The 16,464-nt window shown below is 72.6% G+C and carries 13 protein-coding genes; 7 read left to right on the top strand and 6 right to left on the bottom strand.

Annotated elements, in window-relative coordinates:
- Window positions 1-689 precede the first annotated feature (689 nt).
- Window positions 690-1,361 (bottom strand): alpha/beta hydrolase family protein, encoded by a 672-nt coding sequence (locus ACL02O_RS29920; protein WP_412821527.1) that lies wholly within the window; start codon window positions 1,359-1,361, stop codon window positions 690-692.
- Between the two features lie 143 nt (window positions 1,362-1,504).
- Here ACL02O_RS29920 and ACL02O_RS29915 point away from each other — a divergent pair, with 143 nt between their 5' ends.
- Window positions 1,505-1,873 carry an ArsC/Spx/MgsR family protein gene (locus tag ACL02O_RS29915; protein WP_412821526.1) on the top strand — a complete coding sequence of 123 codons (369 nt, stop codon included), beginning with the start codon at window positions 1,505-1,507 and terminating at the stop codon, window positions 1,871-1,873.
- 6 nt (window positions 1,874-1,879) lie between these two features.
- Here ACL02O_RS29915 and ACL02O_RS29910 read toward each other — a convergent pair whose 3' ends face one another.
- Together ACL02O_RS29910 and ACL02O_RS29905 are read right to left on the bottom strand one after the other, a co-directional pair.
- Window positions 1,880-2,428 (bottom strand): hypothetical protein, encoded by a 549-nt coding sequence (locus ACL02O_RS29910; RefSeq protein ID WP_412821525.1) that lies wholly within the window; start codon window positions 2,426-2,428, stop codon window positions 1,880-1,882.
- 60 nt (window positions 2,429-2,488) lie between these two features.
- A complete protein-coding gene (locus ACL02O_RS29905; protein WP_412821524.1) occupies window positions 2,489-2,698 on the bottom strand; it encodes a hypothetical protein in 210 nt (69 codons plus the stop codon).
- On the opposite strand from ACL02O_RS29905, the gene ACL02O_RS29900 reads away from it, so the two are divergent.
- Window positions 2,697-3,359 carry a hypothetical protein gene (locus ACL02O_RS29900; RefSeq protein ID WP_412821523.1) on the top strand — a complete coding sequence of 221 codons (663 nt, stop codon included), beginning with the start codon at window positions 2,697-2,699 and terminating at the stop codon, window positions 3,357-3,359. The genes ACL02O_RS29905 and ACL02O_RS29900 overlap by 2 nt on opposite strands.
- A 67-nt stretch (window positions 3,360-3,426) precedes the next feature.
- Complete coding sequence (locus ACL02O_RS29895; RefSeq protein WP_412821522.1) at window positions 3,427-3,816, top strand: hypothetical protein; 390 nt, start codon at window positions 3,427-3,429, stop codon at window positions 3,814-3,816.
- 8 nt (window positions 3,817-3,824) lie between these two features.
- On the opposite strand, the gene ACL02O_RS29890 is transcribed toward ACL02O_RS29895, so the two are convergent.
- Both ACL02O_RS29890 and ACL02O_RS29885 read right to left on the bottom strand, forming a co-directional pair.
- On the bottom strand, window positions 3,825-4,370 hold the full coding sequence (locus tag ACL02O_RS29890) for a GNAT family N-acetyltransferase (RefSeq protein WP_412821521.1): 546 nt from the start codon (window positions 4,368-4,370) through the stop codon (window positions 3,825-3,827).
- Entirely contained in the window at window positions 4,358-5,617 is a 1,260-nt protein-coding gene (locus ACL02O_RS29885) for a histidine decarboxylase (protein WP_412821529.1), read from the bottom strand. The genes ACL02O_RS29890 and ACL02O_RS29885 overlap by 13 nt, the downstream gene beginning before the upstream one ends.
- A gap of 311 nt (window positions 5,618-5,928) precedes the next feature.
- Between ACL02O_RS29885 and ACL02O_RS29880 the strand changes: the two genes are divergently transcribed.
- Entirely contained in the window at window positions 5,929-7,350 is a 1,422-nt protein-coding gene (locus ACL02O_RS29880; protein WP_412821520.1) for a hypothetical protein, read from the top strand.
- Between the two features lie 55 nt (window positions 7,351-7,405).
- Here ACL02O_RS29880 and ACL02O_RS29875 read toward each other — a convergent pair whose 3' ends face one another.
- Window positions 7,406-8,803, bottom strand: a complete 1,398-nt coding sequence (locus ACL02O_RS29875; protein ID WP_412821528.1) for an APC family permease — start codon at window positions 8,801-8,803, stop codon at window positions 7,406-7,408.
- 469 nt (window positions 8,804-9,272) lie between these two features.
- Here ACL02O_RS29875 and ACL02O_RS29870 point away from each other — a divergent pair, with 469 nt between their 5' ends.
- The 3 genes from ACL02O_RS29870 (at window position 9,273) to pulA (ending at window position 16,390) form a co-directional block, all read left to right on the top strand.
- Window positions 9,273-9,950, top strand: coding sequence for a cellulose binding domain-containing protein (locus ACL02O_RS29870; protein WP_412821519.1), 678 nt, complete (start codon window positions 9,273-9,275; stop codon window positions 9,948-9,950).
- Window positions 9,951-10,058: 108 nt separating this feature from the next.
- A complete protein-coding gene (locus ACL02O_RS29865; RefSeq protein ID WP_412821518.1) occupies window positions 10,059-10,730 on the top strand; it encodes a cellulose binding domain-containing protein in 672 nt (223 codons plus the stop codon).
- A gap of 161 nt (window positions 10,731-10,891) precedes the next feature.
- Window positions 10,892-16,390: a pullulanase-type alpha-1,6-glucosidase gene (gene pulA / locus ACL02O_RS29860; RefSeq protein WP_412821517.1), complete on the top strand. Its 5,499-nt coding sequence runs from the start codon at window positions 10,892-10,894 to the stop codon at window positions 16,388-16,390.
- Window positions 16,391-16,464: the final 74 nt, after the last annotated feature.

Below are 16,464 nucleotides of genomic sequence, written 5' to 3'. Positions count from 1 at the left end.
CCCCCGAATCCGGGCCGCACGAACCGGACACCCCACCCGAAACGACCCAGCCACCGACCCCACCGACCCCCCGGCCAGGATGATCAACTCGCGACGCCGCAACCAGCCGCCTCCAAAACACCGGACACCCCCACACACCGCAACCCGAGCGAATCGCCAGCCGCCCAAGCGCAGCCGACCTCACGATCCGGACATTCCCCGCACACGACCGCACCGGCGCGTTGATCGACTCCGCATGCCGCAACCCGCGGCGCCCCAGCCCCCGGACACCGCCACATAGCGCGCCCGGAATGGATCACGGGCCGGCCGAGCGCAGCTGACCTCGCGACCCGGACATTCCCCGCACACCGGCCACAGCGACACGGTGATCGACTCGGGATGCCGCAAGTCGCGGCATCCCGGCTTCCGGACACCCCTGCATGCCGCAACCGGCGGCGTGCCGGAGGCGTGATGCCCCGCCGCACCGGCGCGGATCACGGGCCGGACCGAGCGCGGTTGACGTCACGACCCGGGCGCGCCGGTCACGTGACTCGCAGGCGCCGCGCCGAACATCGACCCCGAACGCCAACACCCTTCGGGGACCGGGCCGCCCGCACTCGCTCCGAGATCCGCACAAGTCCCGGAAGTACTGCCGCCTTCCGGGCGGGGAGGCGCCAACGATCTCGGAGCGGACGGTGTGCGGGCGGGTGTCAGGGAGTGGTGAGAAGGGCGAGGACGGCGTCCCGTGCGGCGCGTACGGCCGCGCGGGACCGGTCGGTGTGGTCCAGTGCGTCGAAGCCGTGCCGGCCGTCGGGTACGTCGATGACCTGCACCGGCATCCCGAGACGCGCCGCTTCGGCGGTGAACGCCTCAGTGGCCGCGGTGACCTCCGGCCGGTCCAGGCCGGCCCGGGTGAGCACCAACGGCGGCGCGTTCTCGGCTTCGGCGAGCGCCTCGATCGGGTGGAAGCGGGACTCCACCGCCCAGCCGGGCAACGGGGCGAGCAGCGGGTAGGTCGCCGCCACGCCGCGCAACCACGGCGGCGGCTCCCGCAGCCAGTCGCCGAGCAGCAGGCCGCTGCCGGAGAAGAACCAGAGGGCCACCCGGTCCGGGTCGACCCGGGGATCGGCGCGGACCAGGTCCACAGCCTTCGACAGCTGTGCGGCCGGCTCCGGCAGGCCCGCCGGGGAGTCGACCGTGAGCCGGGCCAGCGCCGTGACCGCTCCCTGCTCGGCGAGGAGTGCGGCGTAGCCCTGGTAGAGCAGCCACTCCCGGGGGTCGGGCGCGTCCGGGGGGAGCGGAATGCCGTGCGCCACGACGACGGCCGGGCGTCGGCCTGCCTGCGGCGGCGGGTAGAGGTCGACCTGGTCGTGCCGCTCCACGGGCCCCGTTGGCGGGGACAGAATAAACTGAGTCTCCCAGAAACTGTTTCCCATGGTACGCATCATAGGGAGTCGTGGCCCGTTCCGCCTCCCCGTCGACCGTCCGACCTGGACCGTCCGCGCGGTCTGCGACCATGTCCGCCATGGAGATCTGGGACAACCCGGCCTGCTCGAAGTGCGCCACCGCCCGGGACACCCTCGCCGAGGCGCGGGTGCCGTACCGGCTGCGGGCGTACCTGACCGAGCCGCCGAGCGTCGAGGAACTGACCGAGGTGCTGCGGCGGCTGGGGGCCAGGCCCTGGGACGTCTGCCGTACCGGCGAGCCGGCCGCCGTCACCTTCGGCATGGCCGACTGGCCCCGCGACGACGAGAGCGAACCGCGCTGGGTCGCCGCGATGGTCGCGCACCCCGAACTGATCCAGCGGCCGATCCTGTTGCTCGACGACGGCGGCGCGCTGGTCGGGCGTACCCCGCAGGCCCTGGACGAGGCGGTGCGACGCACCGACCGGTGACGCGGCTCAGCCGAGCAGCGCCGCCCAGATCAGCACCACGAGCAGGGCGCCAGCCTGACCGATGTTGACCAGCAGCAGCGGGCGGCCGGGATCGACCGGGCCCCGGCCACGGCGGCGCGGCTCGGCCGGCCGGCCCACGACCAGCAGGGGGAGCAGCCCGGCACCCGCGCCCGCCAGGAGCATGCCCGCGTGCGGAGGCTGCTGCTGGACGAGGTTTCCGCCGCCGAACAGCGCCGCCAGGCCGAAGGAGGCCAGCACGAGGCAGCCGCCCAACGCCCAGAGCGCCGGCATCCCCGGCCGGGCCTTCCGGTAGATCAGCCCGGCGAGCACCATCCCGCCGCCCAGCGGCAGCCAGCCGGCGGCGACCAGCCCGACCGGCTGGCAGTGGTCCGGGGTGCAGGCCAGTTCGAACAGGGTACGCAGCAGCTTGTCGCCGGACGCCAGCCCGACGCCGACGGCGCCCAGGGTTGCCAGCACGAGGATCGTCCCGCTCGCCGCGTCCAGCTTCGGCCACCGCCGCGCCGGCTGTTCGTTCCGCGTATTACGTCGGCCCATCGCACCTCCGTCCAACAGGGATCCTGACGGTAGCGGAGCCGCGCTTGTGACCGAGCGGGATCAGGGCCGGTCGTCGGCGGACGCGCTCCCCGCGGCCTGCGCGTGTCGCTCGCGCAACCGGTCCCGGATCTCCTCCGGGGTGTACGCCCGGCGGCGCCGTTCCGCCCGGGCCACGACCACGCCGGTCGCCGCGACGCCCGCGAGGCCGGCCAGCCCGAGCACCTTCCACCACCGCATCCGTTGCCGCATCGGCTTAGGGTAGTCCTTCATGAGCATCAGTCTGGACGAGGCCGTGGAGCTGACCCGGACCGGCGACGTCTGGGTGTTCCGGGGGCGCAGCGTGCCCGACCGGGCCATCCAGCTCACCACCAACAGCCCGGTCAACCACGTCGGCATGGCGGTGGTGCTGGACGACATGCCGCCGCTGATGTGGCACGCGGAGCTGGGCCGTTCGTTGCCGGACATGTGGACCGGCACCCATCAGCGCGGTGTCCAGCTGCACGACCTGCGGGACGCGGTCTGCGTCTGGGCCAACCGGTACGGCCAGCGGGCCTGGCTACGCCAGCTCGAACCGTCGGTCGACCCGGCGATGGAGGAGGCGGTGCTGCGTACCGTGGCGCGGCTCGACGGCACCCCGTTCCCGTCGACCGCCCAGCTCGCCTGGCGGTGGGCCCGGGGCCGGGTGCCCGACCTGCGCCGTCGCGGCCGGCCCACCCCGGACGGCGGCGGAGTGCCGGTGCGCGACCGGGCACTGGAGACCGCGTACTGCGCCGAGGTGGTGGCGGTGACCTACGAGGCGATGGGGCTGCTGCCCGCCGGGCGCCGGCCCAACTGGTACGACCCGGGCCGGTTCTGGAGCGGCGACGACCTCGACCTGGCCGGTGGCGCCCAGCTCGGCGCGGAGATCGAGGTGCGCATCCCGCCGCGTTGAGCCGCCGGAAAGGAACACCACCGCCGCGCAGGTTTGCCGGGCCGCGCGTGCGGCAATGGAGAGCGCTGTGAGGGCTTCCACGGATCTCGACGAACTGACGGACTTCTTCGACCGGTACGGCGTCGCCCTGACCACCGGCGACGTGCCCGCCATCGCTGCCTGCTACGCCCTGCCAGGGCTGGTGGTGGCGGACACCTACAGCTTCTCGTTCACCTCACCGGCCGCGGTGGCGCTGAGCTTCGTCGGCGCGGCCCCCGACTACCAGGAGCGGGAGCTGGTCGCCGCCAACGCGCTGATCGAGGACGTGCAGCAGGTTTCCGCGCTGCTCAGCGAGGTGGCGGTGCGGTGGGAGTTCCTGGACAGCCAGGGCGGGCCGGTGCCGGGGGAGCGCTACCGCTACCTGCTGCGGGCGGGCGACGATGGCCCGGCCATCTGCACCGTCATCCGGACCGCCTGACCGCGCGGTCAGCGGGACGTGGTCGGCACCAGGAACCGTAGCTTGCCGGCCCGTTCGTCGGTCAGCACGCCACCGTTGCGCTCGATGACCCGGTGGGACGCCACGTTGTCCACGTCGCAGGCGAGCAGGGCCGGGTCGACGCCCAGGGCGCGCGCCACGGGCAGCGCCGCGCGCAGCATCGCGGTGGCGTGACCGCGGCCGCGGGCGCCGGCCCGTACGTCGTAGCCGACGTGGCCGCCCGCCTCCCGCAGCTGCGGGGTGAGCCGGTGCCGGATCGCGAGCCGGCCCAGGTACTCGTCGCCCGCGACCCACCAGAGTGTGGTGGCGGGCACCCGGCCCGCCGGCCGTGGCGTCTCCTCCCGTTCCTCGAGCCGCAGCTCGGCGACGTACCGTGCGAAACCCTCGGCGGTGTGCCAGGTGGCGGCGTGGGTGCGCAGGTCCCGGCCGATCATGGTCTGGTCCTGCGGGTCGCCGCGCCCCTCGGCGCGGAACTCGGCCATCGCGGCGAGGAAGCTGGCCCGTACCCGTTCGGTGGGTGGGGTCAGCTTCGGCACGATGCCGAGTAGACCACGCCGGTCGGGGGCGTGGGGGGCGACGCGTCCGCCGCCGGCCGGGCCCGCCGGGCCGGGGCGCGGCGCTTGCGGGGCCGGGGGCGTGGGTCGACGGCGGTGGCCAGGTCGGCGACGAACTCGTCGACGACCTCCTTGGTCACGCCGGGCATGCAGATCAGATGGCTGCGCCCGTTACTGCTGGCCAGCACCCACTTCGCGGTCACCTCGGCGGGCGGGGTGGGGAAGACCACGGTGAAGGCGTGGTCGTGCCGCCAGGCCGGCCAGTTGGCCTCGTTCAGCCGGTCCACGGCGTACGCGGCGAGCTCGCGGGCCCGGTCCGCGCGTTCGCGCATGCCCGCGTGGCCCAGGGCGCGGATCGCGTACCAGAGCAGCAGGGCGGGGTGACCGCTGCGCGAGCCGCTGATCGTGGTGTCCACGGTCGCGGTGTAGTTGGGCGTCTGGCCGAGCTGCTGCTGGAGCGTGCGGCGGGTCAGCACCACCCCGCACGGGACGGGGGTACCGAGGAACTTGTAGCCGGAGATGGAGATGCTGTCGATGACCGAGTCCAACCGCAGGGTGCTCCGGCGGTCGGCGAGGGCCAGCGGCACGCCGGCCAGCGCTCCGTCGACATGCAGGTGGTGCCGAACCGCGGCGCGGGCCAGGATCTCCCGGATGCGCGGCACGTCGTCGGCGGCCTCGGTCATCGTGGTGCCGCAGGTCGCCACGACGATCGCCGGCCGGTCCCGGTGCTGGTCGATCATGTGGGCGAGGTCGTCGTAGTCGATCTCGCCGCGTTCGTCCGTGCGGATCACCAGGGAGTCCATGCCGAGGATGTCCACGCACTTCGGCAGCGAGTAGTGCGCGTCGGCGGAGTGGTAGACCAACGCTTTCGGAAACCGGGCGCGGGCCAGATAGAGGGCGTAGAGGTTGCCCTCCGTGCCGCCGGAGGTGAGGTAGCCCCACCGATCGTCGGCCGGCGCCTGGAACAGGTCCCCGAACCAGTCCAGCACCTCCCGCTCGTAGCGCTTGGTGTGGTTGGCCCCGGCCGGGTCGGTCCACGGGTCGCCGATGTTGTTCAGCAGGGCGCCGAAGAGGGGTGCCAACGGGCTGTAGTCGATGTCGGTGGCGACCGGGAAGCCGACGTGCGTCGAGCGGCCGGCCGCGGCGGCCGAGCCTAGTGCGGCGAGTTCGGCGAGGAGCTCCTCCGGATCGACGACGGCATCGTCATGACACGGGTCGGCTGACAACACGACGCTCCTCATCATCCGGTGCAGGGTGCACGGCGCAAAGAGTGGACCATGAGTCACGCAGAGCAGGCAAGCGTTACGAATCCGGCCATCAGTTGTCTACAATCGACGGTCCGGATGCTCCGAGCTGGACGGGCGCGGGCAGCTCCGGCCACAGTCGAGCATCGGCCAGGGTGGCTGAGTTGTGAGTCAGATCGCTCTGACCTGGGCAATATGTGCGGACAGTTGATAACCCGTGCACCCAGTGAAATCATCGGCCGGGCGAATCCCAGCTAGCCAGGAGCTACCACGTGTCGCAGGATCAACGACCGCCGATGTCGCGCCCGTCCTACGAGGACACCCGTGACAACGGCGCGGCCAACGGGCCCAGCTACCCGCCGACGGCGCCGCCGGTCCGGCCACCGGCACGCTGGGCCGGGATCGGCGGTCATCCACTCCCGAGGGTCGACAACCCGGAGCCCGGCTACGCCGCGTCCGGCTACGGCGCGGAGGTCTCCGGCGCGGAGGTCTCCGGCTACGGCACTCCGACGGGCGCGGCCGGGCCGGAGGCTGCTCGCTACGGCGCCCCGGCGGCGACGTCCCCGCTGAGTGCACCGACGGCCCCGGGGTTCGGCACCCGGGCCACGACCGGCTATGCGGGAGCGGAGACCGGCGGGTTCCCCGCCCGGGCCGCGACCGGCTATGCCGGGGCCGACACCGGCGGGTATCCCGCCCGGGCCGCGACCGGCTATGCCGGGGCCGACACCGGCGCGTACCCTGCCCGGGAGGTGCCGCGCTACGGTGCCCCGGAGGCCCCGCCCTTCCCGGCGTCGGTTGCCCCGGCGTACCACGCGTCGGAGGCGCCGGCCCGTCCCGTTGCCGAGCACGCCGGTCGCGGCCCGCAGGAGGCGCCGCGCTACGGCGGGCCGGAGGGCTCCGGATACGCGGAGGCGTCGGCCCGACCGGCGCCCACGGCGAGCGGTGCACCCGAGGTCGGCGGGCACTCCGCCCCCGCCGGCGGCGAGCCGGTCGCCGACGGGTACTCCGGCCAGGCCGTCCAGAACCAGATCCGGCAGGCGGTGGTGCACCGGGTGCAGTATGCCAACGCGCTGCACGCCTCGCACTTCTGGGACCTGCGCCGGACCAAGCCGGTGGGGCCGCACGCGCTGGTCTTCATGTACGCCAGCCTGGACCCCCGGTTCTCCGACCCGCGTCGCCCGTACTACGAGATCAAGGCGGCGTCCCGGCTGTTCCGCGACGGCGCCGACGTGCAGGACCTGCCCGTCCTGCTGCACGAGCTGACCGAGATCGCCAAGGGCTACCTCGCCGACGGCCGGGTCTTCGACCCGGTGGCCCAGATGACCCAGTCCGCCGAACCGATTCCCGCCGACGCCACGTACGTGGGGATCGCGGTGTCCACCCTGCTCGGCTCCGGCGAGGAGTTCGGCAACGAGCCGGCGGGGGTGATCGGCGGGATGGGCATTCCCGGCCGTGCCCTGGTGGTTCTCTCGGACAACAATCTGCTGGTCGTCGAGCGGCCGGCGCGCGCCCACGAGCAGGTCGAGGTGTATTCCACCTTCCCGTACACCACTGGTGGCGGGGTGGAGTACCGCAGCTGGCGGTCGTTCAGCCAGGAGCAGCAGGCGGATCCGGCCTGGCACTGGTTGCAGCACCTCAACCAGTTGGTGCTGGCGGGCCAGGAGCGCAAGGCCGCGGGCACCGCGGCGGGCGGGAGCGGCGGCCGGCGCCGACGCTGAGACGGACGACGGCCCGCCCCCGGCTGTGGGGGCGGGCCGTCGTGTCGCGCGGACCCTACAGGGAGCGCCCAACCAGGTCCTGCTCGATCACCGCGAGCGGCCGGGGCTGTCCCTGGCCGACGTTCTCCAGCACCTCGGGGCGGCTGGCCTTCAGCACCGCCGCCCAGACCAGGCCGACCACCGCCGCGGCGGCCACGGCACCGGGGACCAGCCACTTCGTCGTCGAGTCCTCCGGCGTCCCGAGCACGGCGGAGAGGTTGACCAGAGTGGTCAGCAGGGCCGCGCCGACCAGCACCGCGCCGATCAGCGGGGCCACCGTCCGCTGCCACGCGTTCTCGGTGGTGCCCCCGCCCTTGCGGAAGAAGGCGACCGCGGCCAGCGACGTGGCGGCCATCATCAGCAGCACCGCGATGGCCGCGACGCCGGAGAGCCAGCTGAACATGATGGCTACGGGGTCCGCCCCGGTCAGCGCGAAGACCAGGATCACCGGCAGGGCGATCGCCGACTGGAGCACCGAGCCGGCGACCGGCGCGCCGCCCCGACCGATCTTCTCGAACACCGCCGGCAGCACCCGCTCCCGTCCCAGGCTGAAGGTGTACCGGGCGATCGAATTGTGGAAGCTGATCATGGCGGCAAAGACGCTGGTCACCACGAGGGTGGTCGCGACGCCACCGAGCACGGGACTGGCGTGCACCTCGAGGATCGAGAACGGCAGGCCGGCCGACGGGTCTCGGGACTGGTCGACCACCCGGTTCGGGCCGACGGCCACGGCCAGCGCCCAGGCGGCGAGCGCATAGAGCACGCCGAGCAGGATCAGCGCCGAGTAGGCGGCCTTCGACACCGCCTGCGGGGAGCGCGACTCCTCGGAGTAGACCGCGGCGGACTCGTAGCCGACGAAGGACGCCGCGCAGAAGGCCACCACGCCACCGATGCCGGGCACCAGCAGGTTGTCCGGGTTCAACGGCGCGAAGCTCACCGTGCCGTCGGCCGGGTGGGTGAACGAGGTGACGATGAACAGCAGGATCACCGCGACCTCGACGACCAGCACCGCGCCCAGCAGGCCGACGCTGATCCGGGACTTCAGCACGCCGAGCGACGCGACAGCGGCCCAGGCGATCAGGGACCAGACCCACCAGGTACCGCCGATGCTGCCGCTGACCACCGCACCGAGCAGGCCGTAGAGGCAGATCTGGATGGCGTTGTAGCCGAGCAGCACCACGGGGGCGGCGACCACTCCCCAGAAGCGCCCGAAGCCGGCCGCGAGGGAGGCGTAGAAGACGCCCGCGCCGGACACGTAGCGGGCCATCGCCAGGTAACCAACGGAGAAGAAGAGCAACGCGGCCGCGATCACGACGAAGCCGAGCGGTGTGCCGGTGACGCCGGTCGAGGCGTACGTGGCGACGATCGCACCGGCGAGCACGGCCATCGGGGAGGAGGCGGTCGCGCTGAACACCAACAGGGCACCGGTCCCGAGGGATCTTCGGATGAGCCCGGTTGGCGCACTGGCAATCTGCATGGAGGGTGCTCCGAGTCGGGGTGGAGGGCTGGAGGGGACTTGGGACGGACGGATCGGTGACTCGCGGTCCCGGTCAGCGGTCGTGGCGTGGTGGGTGGGGCTCGGCGACGGGATCTCCATCCTGGACGGCTTCAAGGATCTTGGGCAATATTGCCCAGTTGTGAGCCATTTAGGATCTCCAATCGATTAGCCCGGACAGACTAGCCGACGACACCCCGCGATTCTGCAACTGCGCCCCGTGGCGGCGGCCGGCGTCGGACCGGGGGCGGCGAGGGCTGAACCGCCGCGCCCCGGTCAGCCGTTCTCCGCGTCCCACTGACCGGACGGGCGGATCGGGGCAGCCGCCCTGCGAATCGCCGGGAACCATGGCTACGCTGGCGCGTCGGCTTCGGCGAGGGGGGACTTGATGAGCGTCGGGCAGGGGCGACCGGACGAGGGGCCGTCGGCACCGCGGATGCTGACCTCGGTGCCGTGGATCGTGGTGATGCTCGGCGTCGGCCTGTTGGTCAGCCTGCTGATCTTCGCGCTGCTGTCCCTGCGTCAGGCGGAGCGCCCCGTGCCGGCGGCCCTCGACCCCCCGATCTACCTGCCGACGATCGGGGCGCAGACCCCCACCTCCGCGCCGCCGAGCGGTGCCCCGCTGCTGCCGATCGACGACACGCCGTCACCGACCGCCACCTCGCCCACCCCGACCCCGTCGGCGAAGGCCAGCTCGGCGGCGTCGAGCGCGTCCACGCTCGCCGCCCCGGCCGCGCCGCTGACCGGCACCGTCACCGCGAGGTACCAGGCGACGGCGAGCAACCGCGACTGGTTCGAGGCCCGGCTGACCGTCACCAACGGCTCCGGGCGCAGCCAGAGCTGGGAGGTGGAACTGCTCTTCGCGGGCAACGTGAAGAGCATCAAGGCGTCTTCCTCCTCCGGGCTGTCGGTCAGCACCCAGGGCAGCGGGGCGTTCGTACTGCGTGGCACCGGGCCGCTGCCGTCGGGGGAGAGCGCCGTGGTGTCCATGCGGTTCACCCGTACCGGCACCGGCGACCAGCCGGGCCAGTGCACGGTGAACGGGGCGAACTGCGTCATCGGCTGAAACGCGCGGACTGAAACGCGCGCGGCCAGGCGTGCCCGGTGACGGGCCGGACGCTTTCCGGCATCGCTCCCGATCGCTAGGCTCACCGGACGACCGACAGGGAGAGCCATGCCCGGCACGCGACGCGTCCGCCCGTCACCCGGCTCCGCCATCGCCTCCTCGCCCTGGATCCTGGTCTCGATCGGCGTGATCGTCATGGTGGTGCTGCTGGTCATCGCGCTGGGCGCGGCCCGGGGCCGCAGGACGTACGCCGACGTCCCGCCGCCGGACCCGACGCTGTCGTTGCCGGGGCTGCCGGCCGCGACGACGCCGCCGGGCGCGGCGCCGACCTCGGCCGGGCCGGCGCTGCCGCGGCTGTCGCCCCGGTCCACCGCGCTGCCCGGCCGGCGAACGCCCAACCCGTCGGGTACCGCGGGGGGCAGCGGGCGACCGCTCCCGTCCCCGCCGTCGCCGTCCCCGGCGTCCCCGGTGACCGGGCGGTACGCGGTGGTGAACAGCTTCAACGGCGGCTTCATCGGGGAGGTGCGGCTGGTGAACACGGCCGACTCGGCCCGGGGCTGGACGGTGCGGCTCACCTTTCCGCGGGGGCGTCTGGTCACGTCCTGGTTGGACGGCGCCGAGCAGGGCACCGGCGACTTCGCCGGGGGCGTGTTCACCTACCGCAGCGGGGTGGACCTGGCGCCGGGAGCGTCGGTGCCGCTGCGGTTCCACTTCGAGGACACCGGCACCACCCGTCCCACCAGCTGCGCGGTCGACGGGTCGGCCTGCTCCAGCCGCTGAACCCGACTGCTCGTCACCCTGCGCGGCGGTCGGGCGGGTCGATCGGTGATGTCATGTTTCGCAAGACTGCTGCTTTGTTGCGACCTGGTTTGCAAGGTATTGCAGAATGTTTCGGCAAGGGCTAGCGTGCGGGCGAATCAGCGACCAGAGAAAGGCCGTCGATGAAACCCCCGCCGATATCTCACAAGGCGCTGCTCGCCTTGGTCTCCTCGCTCGTGCTCACCCTGGTCGGCGTGCCGGTGGCCATCCACCAGCTGGGTGCCGACGCCCGCGACCGGTCCGCCATCCCCGACGTCCTGGCGGCCGCCGGCGCACCGCAGTGGGATCAGGAGCCGTCCGCCGAGACGCTGCTCAGGGCCGGCGGCAACAGCGCCCGGGCCGAGCAGTTCTACTTCGTGCTGCCGGACCGCTTCGCCAACGGCGACCAGCGCAACGACACCGGCGGGCTGACCGGCGACCGGCTCACCACCGGCCTCGACCCGACGGACAAGGGCTTCTACCACGGCGGTGACCTGAAGGGCGTCATCGACAAGCTGGACTACATCCAGGGCCTCGGCACCAGCGCCATCTGGCTGGCGCCGATCTTCAAGAACCGGCCCGTCCAGGGCACCGGCGCGGACGTCTCCGCCGGCTACCACGGGTACTGGATCACCGACTTCACCCAGGTCGACCCGCACTTCGGCACGAACGCCGAGCTGAAGAAGCTGGTCGGCCTGGCCCACCGGCGCGGCATCAAGGTCTACCTCGACATCATCGTCAACCACACCGCGGACGTCATCAAGTACGCCGAGGACAGGTACGGCTACGTCGACAAGAAGACCGCGCCGTACCAGGACGCGCAGGGGCGGGCCTTCGAGGACCGCAACTACGCCGACGGCACCCGCGACTTCCCGCAGGTCAACACCAAGTCGTTCCCGTACACCCCGACCTTTGCCAGCGCGGCCGACGCGAAGGTGAAGGTGCCCGGGTGGCTGAACGACCCGACCATGTACCACAACCGGGGCGACTCCACCTTCGCCGGCGAGAACAGCGAGTACGGCGACTTCTTCGGCCTCGACGACCTCTGGACCGAGCGGCCCGAGGTGGTCCGGGGCATGACCGACATCTACGGACAGTGGATCGGCAAGGCCGGGGTCGACGGCTTCCGGCTGGACACCGTCAAGCACGCCAACCTCGAGTTCTGGCCGCAGTTCGCGCGGGGCATCAAGAAGGCCGCGGCAGAAGCCGGCAAGCCGGACTTCTTCATGTTCGGCGAGGTCTACAGCGCGGACCAGGAGATCGAGTCGACGTACGTGCGGCAGGGCGGGCTGCCGGCCACCCTCGACTTCTCCTTCCAGGAGGCCGCGCGCGGATTCGCCGCCGCCGACGGCTCGGCCAAGGCGCTCGCCGACGTGTACGCCAAGGACGACCTGTACTCGGCCCGGGACACCGACGCCAACCGGCTGACCACCTTCCTCGGCAACCACGACATGGGCCGGATCGGCTCGTTCATCGCGGCGACCGGCGGGGACGACGCCAGCCGGCTGCGCCGGGACGAGCTCGCCCACCAGCTGATGTTCCTCACCCGCGGCCAGCCCGTCGTCTACTCCGGCGACGAGCAGGGCTTCACCGGCCCCGGCGGCGACAAGGACGCCCGGCAGGACATGTTCGCCTCCAGGACGGCGGACTACCTCGACGACGACCTGATCGGCACCACCCGTACCCACGCCAGCGACCAGTACGACACCACCCACCCGCTGTACCGGACCATCGCCGAGCTGGCCCGGCTCCGGCAGGCCCACCCGGCGCTTCGGGACGGCATCCAGGTCACCCGGTACGCCGCCGACGGCCCGGGCGTCTTCGCCTTCTCCCGGATCCTGCCCGCCGAGCGCACCGAGTACGTGGTCGCGGTGAACAACGCCGACAGCCCGCAGACTGTCCCCGTGGACACCTGGTCGCCCGGCGCCACCTTCACCGGCGTCTACGGCGGCGCCGCCGCCGCGACGGCCGGCGCCGACGGCAAGCTGACCGTTACCGTGCCGGCCATGGCGGCCGTGGTGCTCAAGGCCGACCGGGCGATCCCGCAGGCCGGCTCCGCCCCGAAGATCACCATCACCGAGCCGGGCGACGCCCCGGTCGCCACCAAGACGGCCGTCACCGCGGAGGTCACCGGCGACCCCCTCGCCACCGTCACCTTCGCCGCCCGGGTGCCCGGTGGCAGGTGGACCCTGCTGGGCAGCGCGCACAAGGCCCCGTACACCGTCTACCACGACCTCACCGGCCTGCCCGGCGGAACGAAGGTCGAGTACAAGGCCGTCGTCCGCGACGGCAAGGGCCGCATCGCCGCCGCCCGGTCCACCGGCTTGGTCGGCACCCCGGCACAGAGCGCGTCGCGGGACTGGGCGGTGGTGCACTACCAGCGCCCGGCCGGCGGGTACGCCGACTGGGGCCTCTACACCTGGGGCGACATCGACCCGGCGTACCAGACCGACTGGCCCAAAGGGCAGCCGTTCGCCGGTGAGGACTCCTTCGGCCGGTTCGCCTGGGTCAAGCTGAAGCCGGGCGCCAGGTCCGTCGGCTTCCTCGTCGTCGACCAGAACGGGACCAAGGACGTCCAGAACGACCGCACCATCGACGTGACGCAGACCGGTGAGGTCTGGGTCAAGCAGGGTGACCCGACGCTCTACCCGACCCGGCAGGCCGCCACCGGCGAGCCCGACCCGCCGGTCGACCAGAGCACCGCGGTCATCCACTGGCGCAAGGCGGACGGCAACTACGACGGCTGGGGCCTGCACCTCTGGGACGGCGCGGCCAACCCGACCGACTGGGGCAGCCCGCTCAAGCCGGAGAAGATCGACTCCTTCGGTGCGCTGTTCCGGGTGCCCCTGGCCGCCGGCGCCACCGGGCTGAGCTACATCGTGCACAACGGCGACACCAAGGACCAGCCGGAGGACCAGCGGCTCGACTTCGCCACCGCCGGGCACGAGATCTGGCTGCTGGCCGGGGTCAAGGGCCGGCTGCTGCCGTCGACCTCCTCCGGCGTCGCCAAGGACCTCGACATCACCAAGCAGCGGGCACAGTGGATCGACCGGTCCACCGTCGCCTGGCAGACCGGGCCCACCGACGGCAAGCGGTACGACCTGGTCGCCGCCCCGACCGGCGGGCTGAGCATCGCCGACGGGGAGCTCGCCGGGACGTACACCACGCTGCCGCTGCGGGCGCAGCGCAACGGGCTCACCGAGGCCCAGCGGCAGGCGTACCCGCAGCTCTGGGCCTACCACGCCTTCAACCTGGACCGGGCCGACCTGGCCAAGGTGCCGGCGGCGCTGCGCGGCCAGCTCGTGGTGACCGAGCGGGACGCCGAGGGGCACCTGCTCGGCGCGACCGGGGTGCAGATCCCGGGGGTGCTCGACGACGTCTACCGGGCGGCCACGGCGGCGAAGTTGGGCCCGACGTTCGCCGGCAGGGTGCCCACCCTGGCGGTCTGGGCGCCGACCGCCCGCACGGTGTCGTTGCAGCTCTTCGACTCGCCGGGGGCGCAGCCGCAGACGGTGTCGATGCGCCGCGACGACCGCACCGGCGTCTGGTCGGTACGCGGGACGAAGACCTGGACCGGCAAGTACTACCGCTACCGGGTCGAGGCCTGGCAGCCGGCGGCGCAGAGGATGGTCACCGCTTCGGTGACCGACCCGTACTCGGTGGCGCTCGCGCCGGACTCGACGCACAGCCAGATCGTCGACCTGAACGATCCGGCCCTCGCGCCGGCCGGCTGGGCGAAACTGCGCAAGCCGGCCGCGGTGCCGTCGGCGAAGGCGCAAATCCAGGAGCTGTCGGTTCGCGACTTCTCCGTCGCCGACAGCACCGTGCCGGCCGAACGGCGCGGCACCTACCTCGCCTTCACCGACCCGAACACGGCCGGGATGAAGCACCTGAAGGCGCTCGGTGACGCCGGGGCCAACTACCTGCACCTGCTGCCGGCGTTCGACTTCGCCACCATTCCCGAGAAGCGCGCCGACCAGGCCCAGCCCGCCTGCGACCTGGCCGCCCTGCCGCCGGACTCCGACCAGCAGCAGAAGTGCGTGACGGCGGTGGCCGAGAAGGACGGCTACAACTGGGGCTACGACCCGCTGCACTACACCGTGCCGGAGGGCGGCTACGCCGTCGACCCGGCCGGGGCGAAGCGGACCACCGAGTTTCGGCAGATGGTCGCGGGGATCAACCAGGCCGGCCTGCGCGTGGTGATGGACGTCGTCTACAACCACACCTCGGCCGCCGGGGTCGACCCGAAGTCGGTGCTCGACCAGATCGTGCCCGGCTACTACCAGCGGCTGTTGGAGGACGGCAGCGTCGCCAACTCGACCTGCTGCGCCAACACCGCCCCGGAGCACGCCATGATGGGCAAGCTCGTGGTGGACTCCCTGGTCACCTGGGCCAGGGAGTACAAGGTGGACGGCTTCCGGTTCGACCTGATGGGCCACCACCCGAAGGCGAACATCCTCGCCGTGCGCGCCGCGCTGGACCGGCTCACCGTCGCCCGCGACGGCGTGGACGGGAAGAAGATCCTGCTCTACGGCGAGGGCTGGAACTTCGGCGAGGTCGCCAACGACGCCCGGTTCGTGCAGGCCACCCAGGCCAACATGGCTGGCACCGGGATCGGCACCTTCAACGACCGGCTCCGCGACGCGGTGCGCGGCGGCGGCCCGTTCGACGGCAACCCGCGGCTCCAGGGCTTCGCCTCCGGCCTGTACACCGACCCCAACGGTGACGACGTCAACGGCTCGGCGGCGGAGCAGAAGGCCCGGCTGCTGCACCAGCAGGACCTGATCAAGGTGGGCCTGACCGGTAACCTGCGCGACTACCGGTTCACCGACTCGTCCGGCCGGGCGGTCACCGGGGCCCAGGTCGACTACAACGGCTCGCCGGCCGGCTACACGGCCGCGCCGGGCGAGGCGGTCACCTACGTCGACGCCCACGACAACGAGATCCTCTACGACGCGCTGGCGTACAAGCTGCCGCAGGGCACCTCGGCGCAGGACCGGGCCCGGATGCAGGTGCTCGCGTTGGCCACCACAGCTCTCGGGCAGGGGCCGGGCTTCGTCACGGCCGGCTCGGAGCGGCTGCGCTCCAAGTCGCTGGACCGCAATTCGTACAACTCCGGCGACTGGTTCAATCAGATCCGGTGGGACTGCGCCCAGGGCAACGGCTTCGGCGCCGGCCTCCCGCCGGCAGCGGACAACGAGAGCAAGTGGTCCTACGCCAGGCCGCTGCTGGCGGACCCGAAGCTGGTGCCGGACTGCGCGGCGGTCGACCTGGCCGACGCCCGGTACGCGGAGCTGCTGCGGATCCGGAACTCCTCGCCGGTGTTCGGGCTGACCGCCGCCGACCAGGTGCAGCAGCGGGTGGCGTTCCCGCTCTCCGGGGTGAAGGAAACCCCGGGCGTGCTCACCATGACCCTGGACGCCCGGGGCCTGGACGGGCAGTGGAAGTCGGTGACCGTGGTCTTCAACGCCACCCCGGAGGCGGCGAAGCAGGCGGTGACCGGCCTGCGCGGGGCGAACGTCGCGCTGCACCCGGTGCTGAAGAACTCCGCCGACCCGGTGCTGCAGACGGCGTCCTTCGACCGGGCGAGCGGCACGTTCACCGTGCCGGCCCGCAGCGTGGCGGTCTTCGTGCAGAGCTGACCCCGCGCACGCCCTCCGGCCCCCTTCCGCTCTCGGGCGGAAGGGGGCCGGACGTCTGTGCGTGCGTCCGTCCG

The organism is Micromonospora mangrovicola, assembly GCF_047200535.1.
Classification (GTDB): Bacteria; Actinomycetota; Actinomycetes; order Mycobacteriales; family Micromonosporaceae; genus Micromonospora.
The sequence above is the reverse complement of the archived record's forward strand: the minus strand, read 5'-3'. Positions and strand labels throughout refer to the sequence as shown.

Bases quoted from the DNA above. Each gene is read 5' to 3' on its own strand.
- ACL02O_RS29870 (WP_412821519.1), top strand. From the start codon at position 9,273: ATGAGCGTCGGGCAGGGGCGACCGGACGAGGGGCCGTCGGCACCGCGG.
- pulA (WP_412821517.1), top strand. From the start codon at position 10,892: ATGAAACCCCCGCCGATATCTCACAAGGCGCTGCTCGCCTTGGTCTCC.
- ACL02O_RS29865 (WP_412821518.1), top strand. From the start codon at position 10,059: ATGCCCGGCACGCGACGCGTCCGCCCGTCACCCGGCTCCGCCATCGCC.
- ACL02O_RS29915 (WP_412821526.1), top strand. From the start codon at position 1,505: ATGGAGATCTGGGACAACCCGGCCTGCTCGAAGTGCGCCACCGCCCGG.
- ACL02O_RS29880 (WP_412821520.1), top strand. From the start codon at position 5,929: ATGTCGCGCCCGTCCTACGAGGACACCCGTGACAACGGCGCGGCCAAC.
- ACL02O_RS29905 (WP_412821524.1), bottom strand. From the start codon at position 2,698: ATGAAGGACTACCCTAAGCCGATGCGGCAACGGATGCGGTGGTGGAAG.
- ACL02O_RS29910 (WP_412821525.1), bottom strand. From the start codon at position 2,428: ATGGGCCGACGTAATACGCGGAACGAACAGCCGGCGCGGCGGTGGCCG.
- ACL02O_RS29900 (WP_412821523.1), top strand. From the start codon at position 2,697: ATGAGCATCAGTCTGGACGAGGCCGTGGAGCTGACCCGGACCGGCGAC.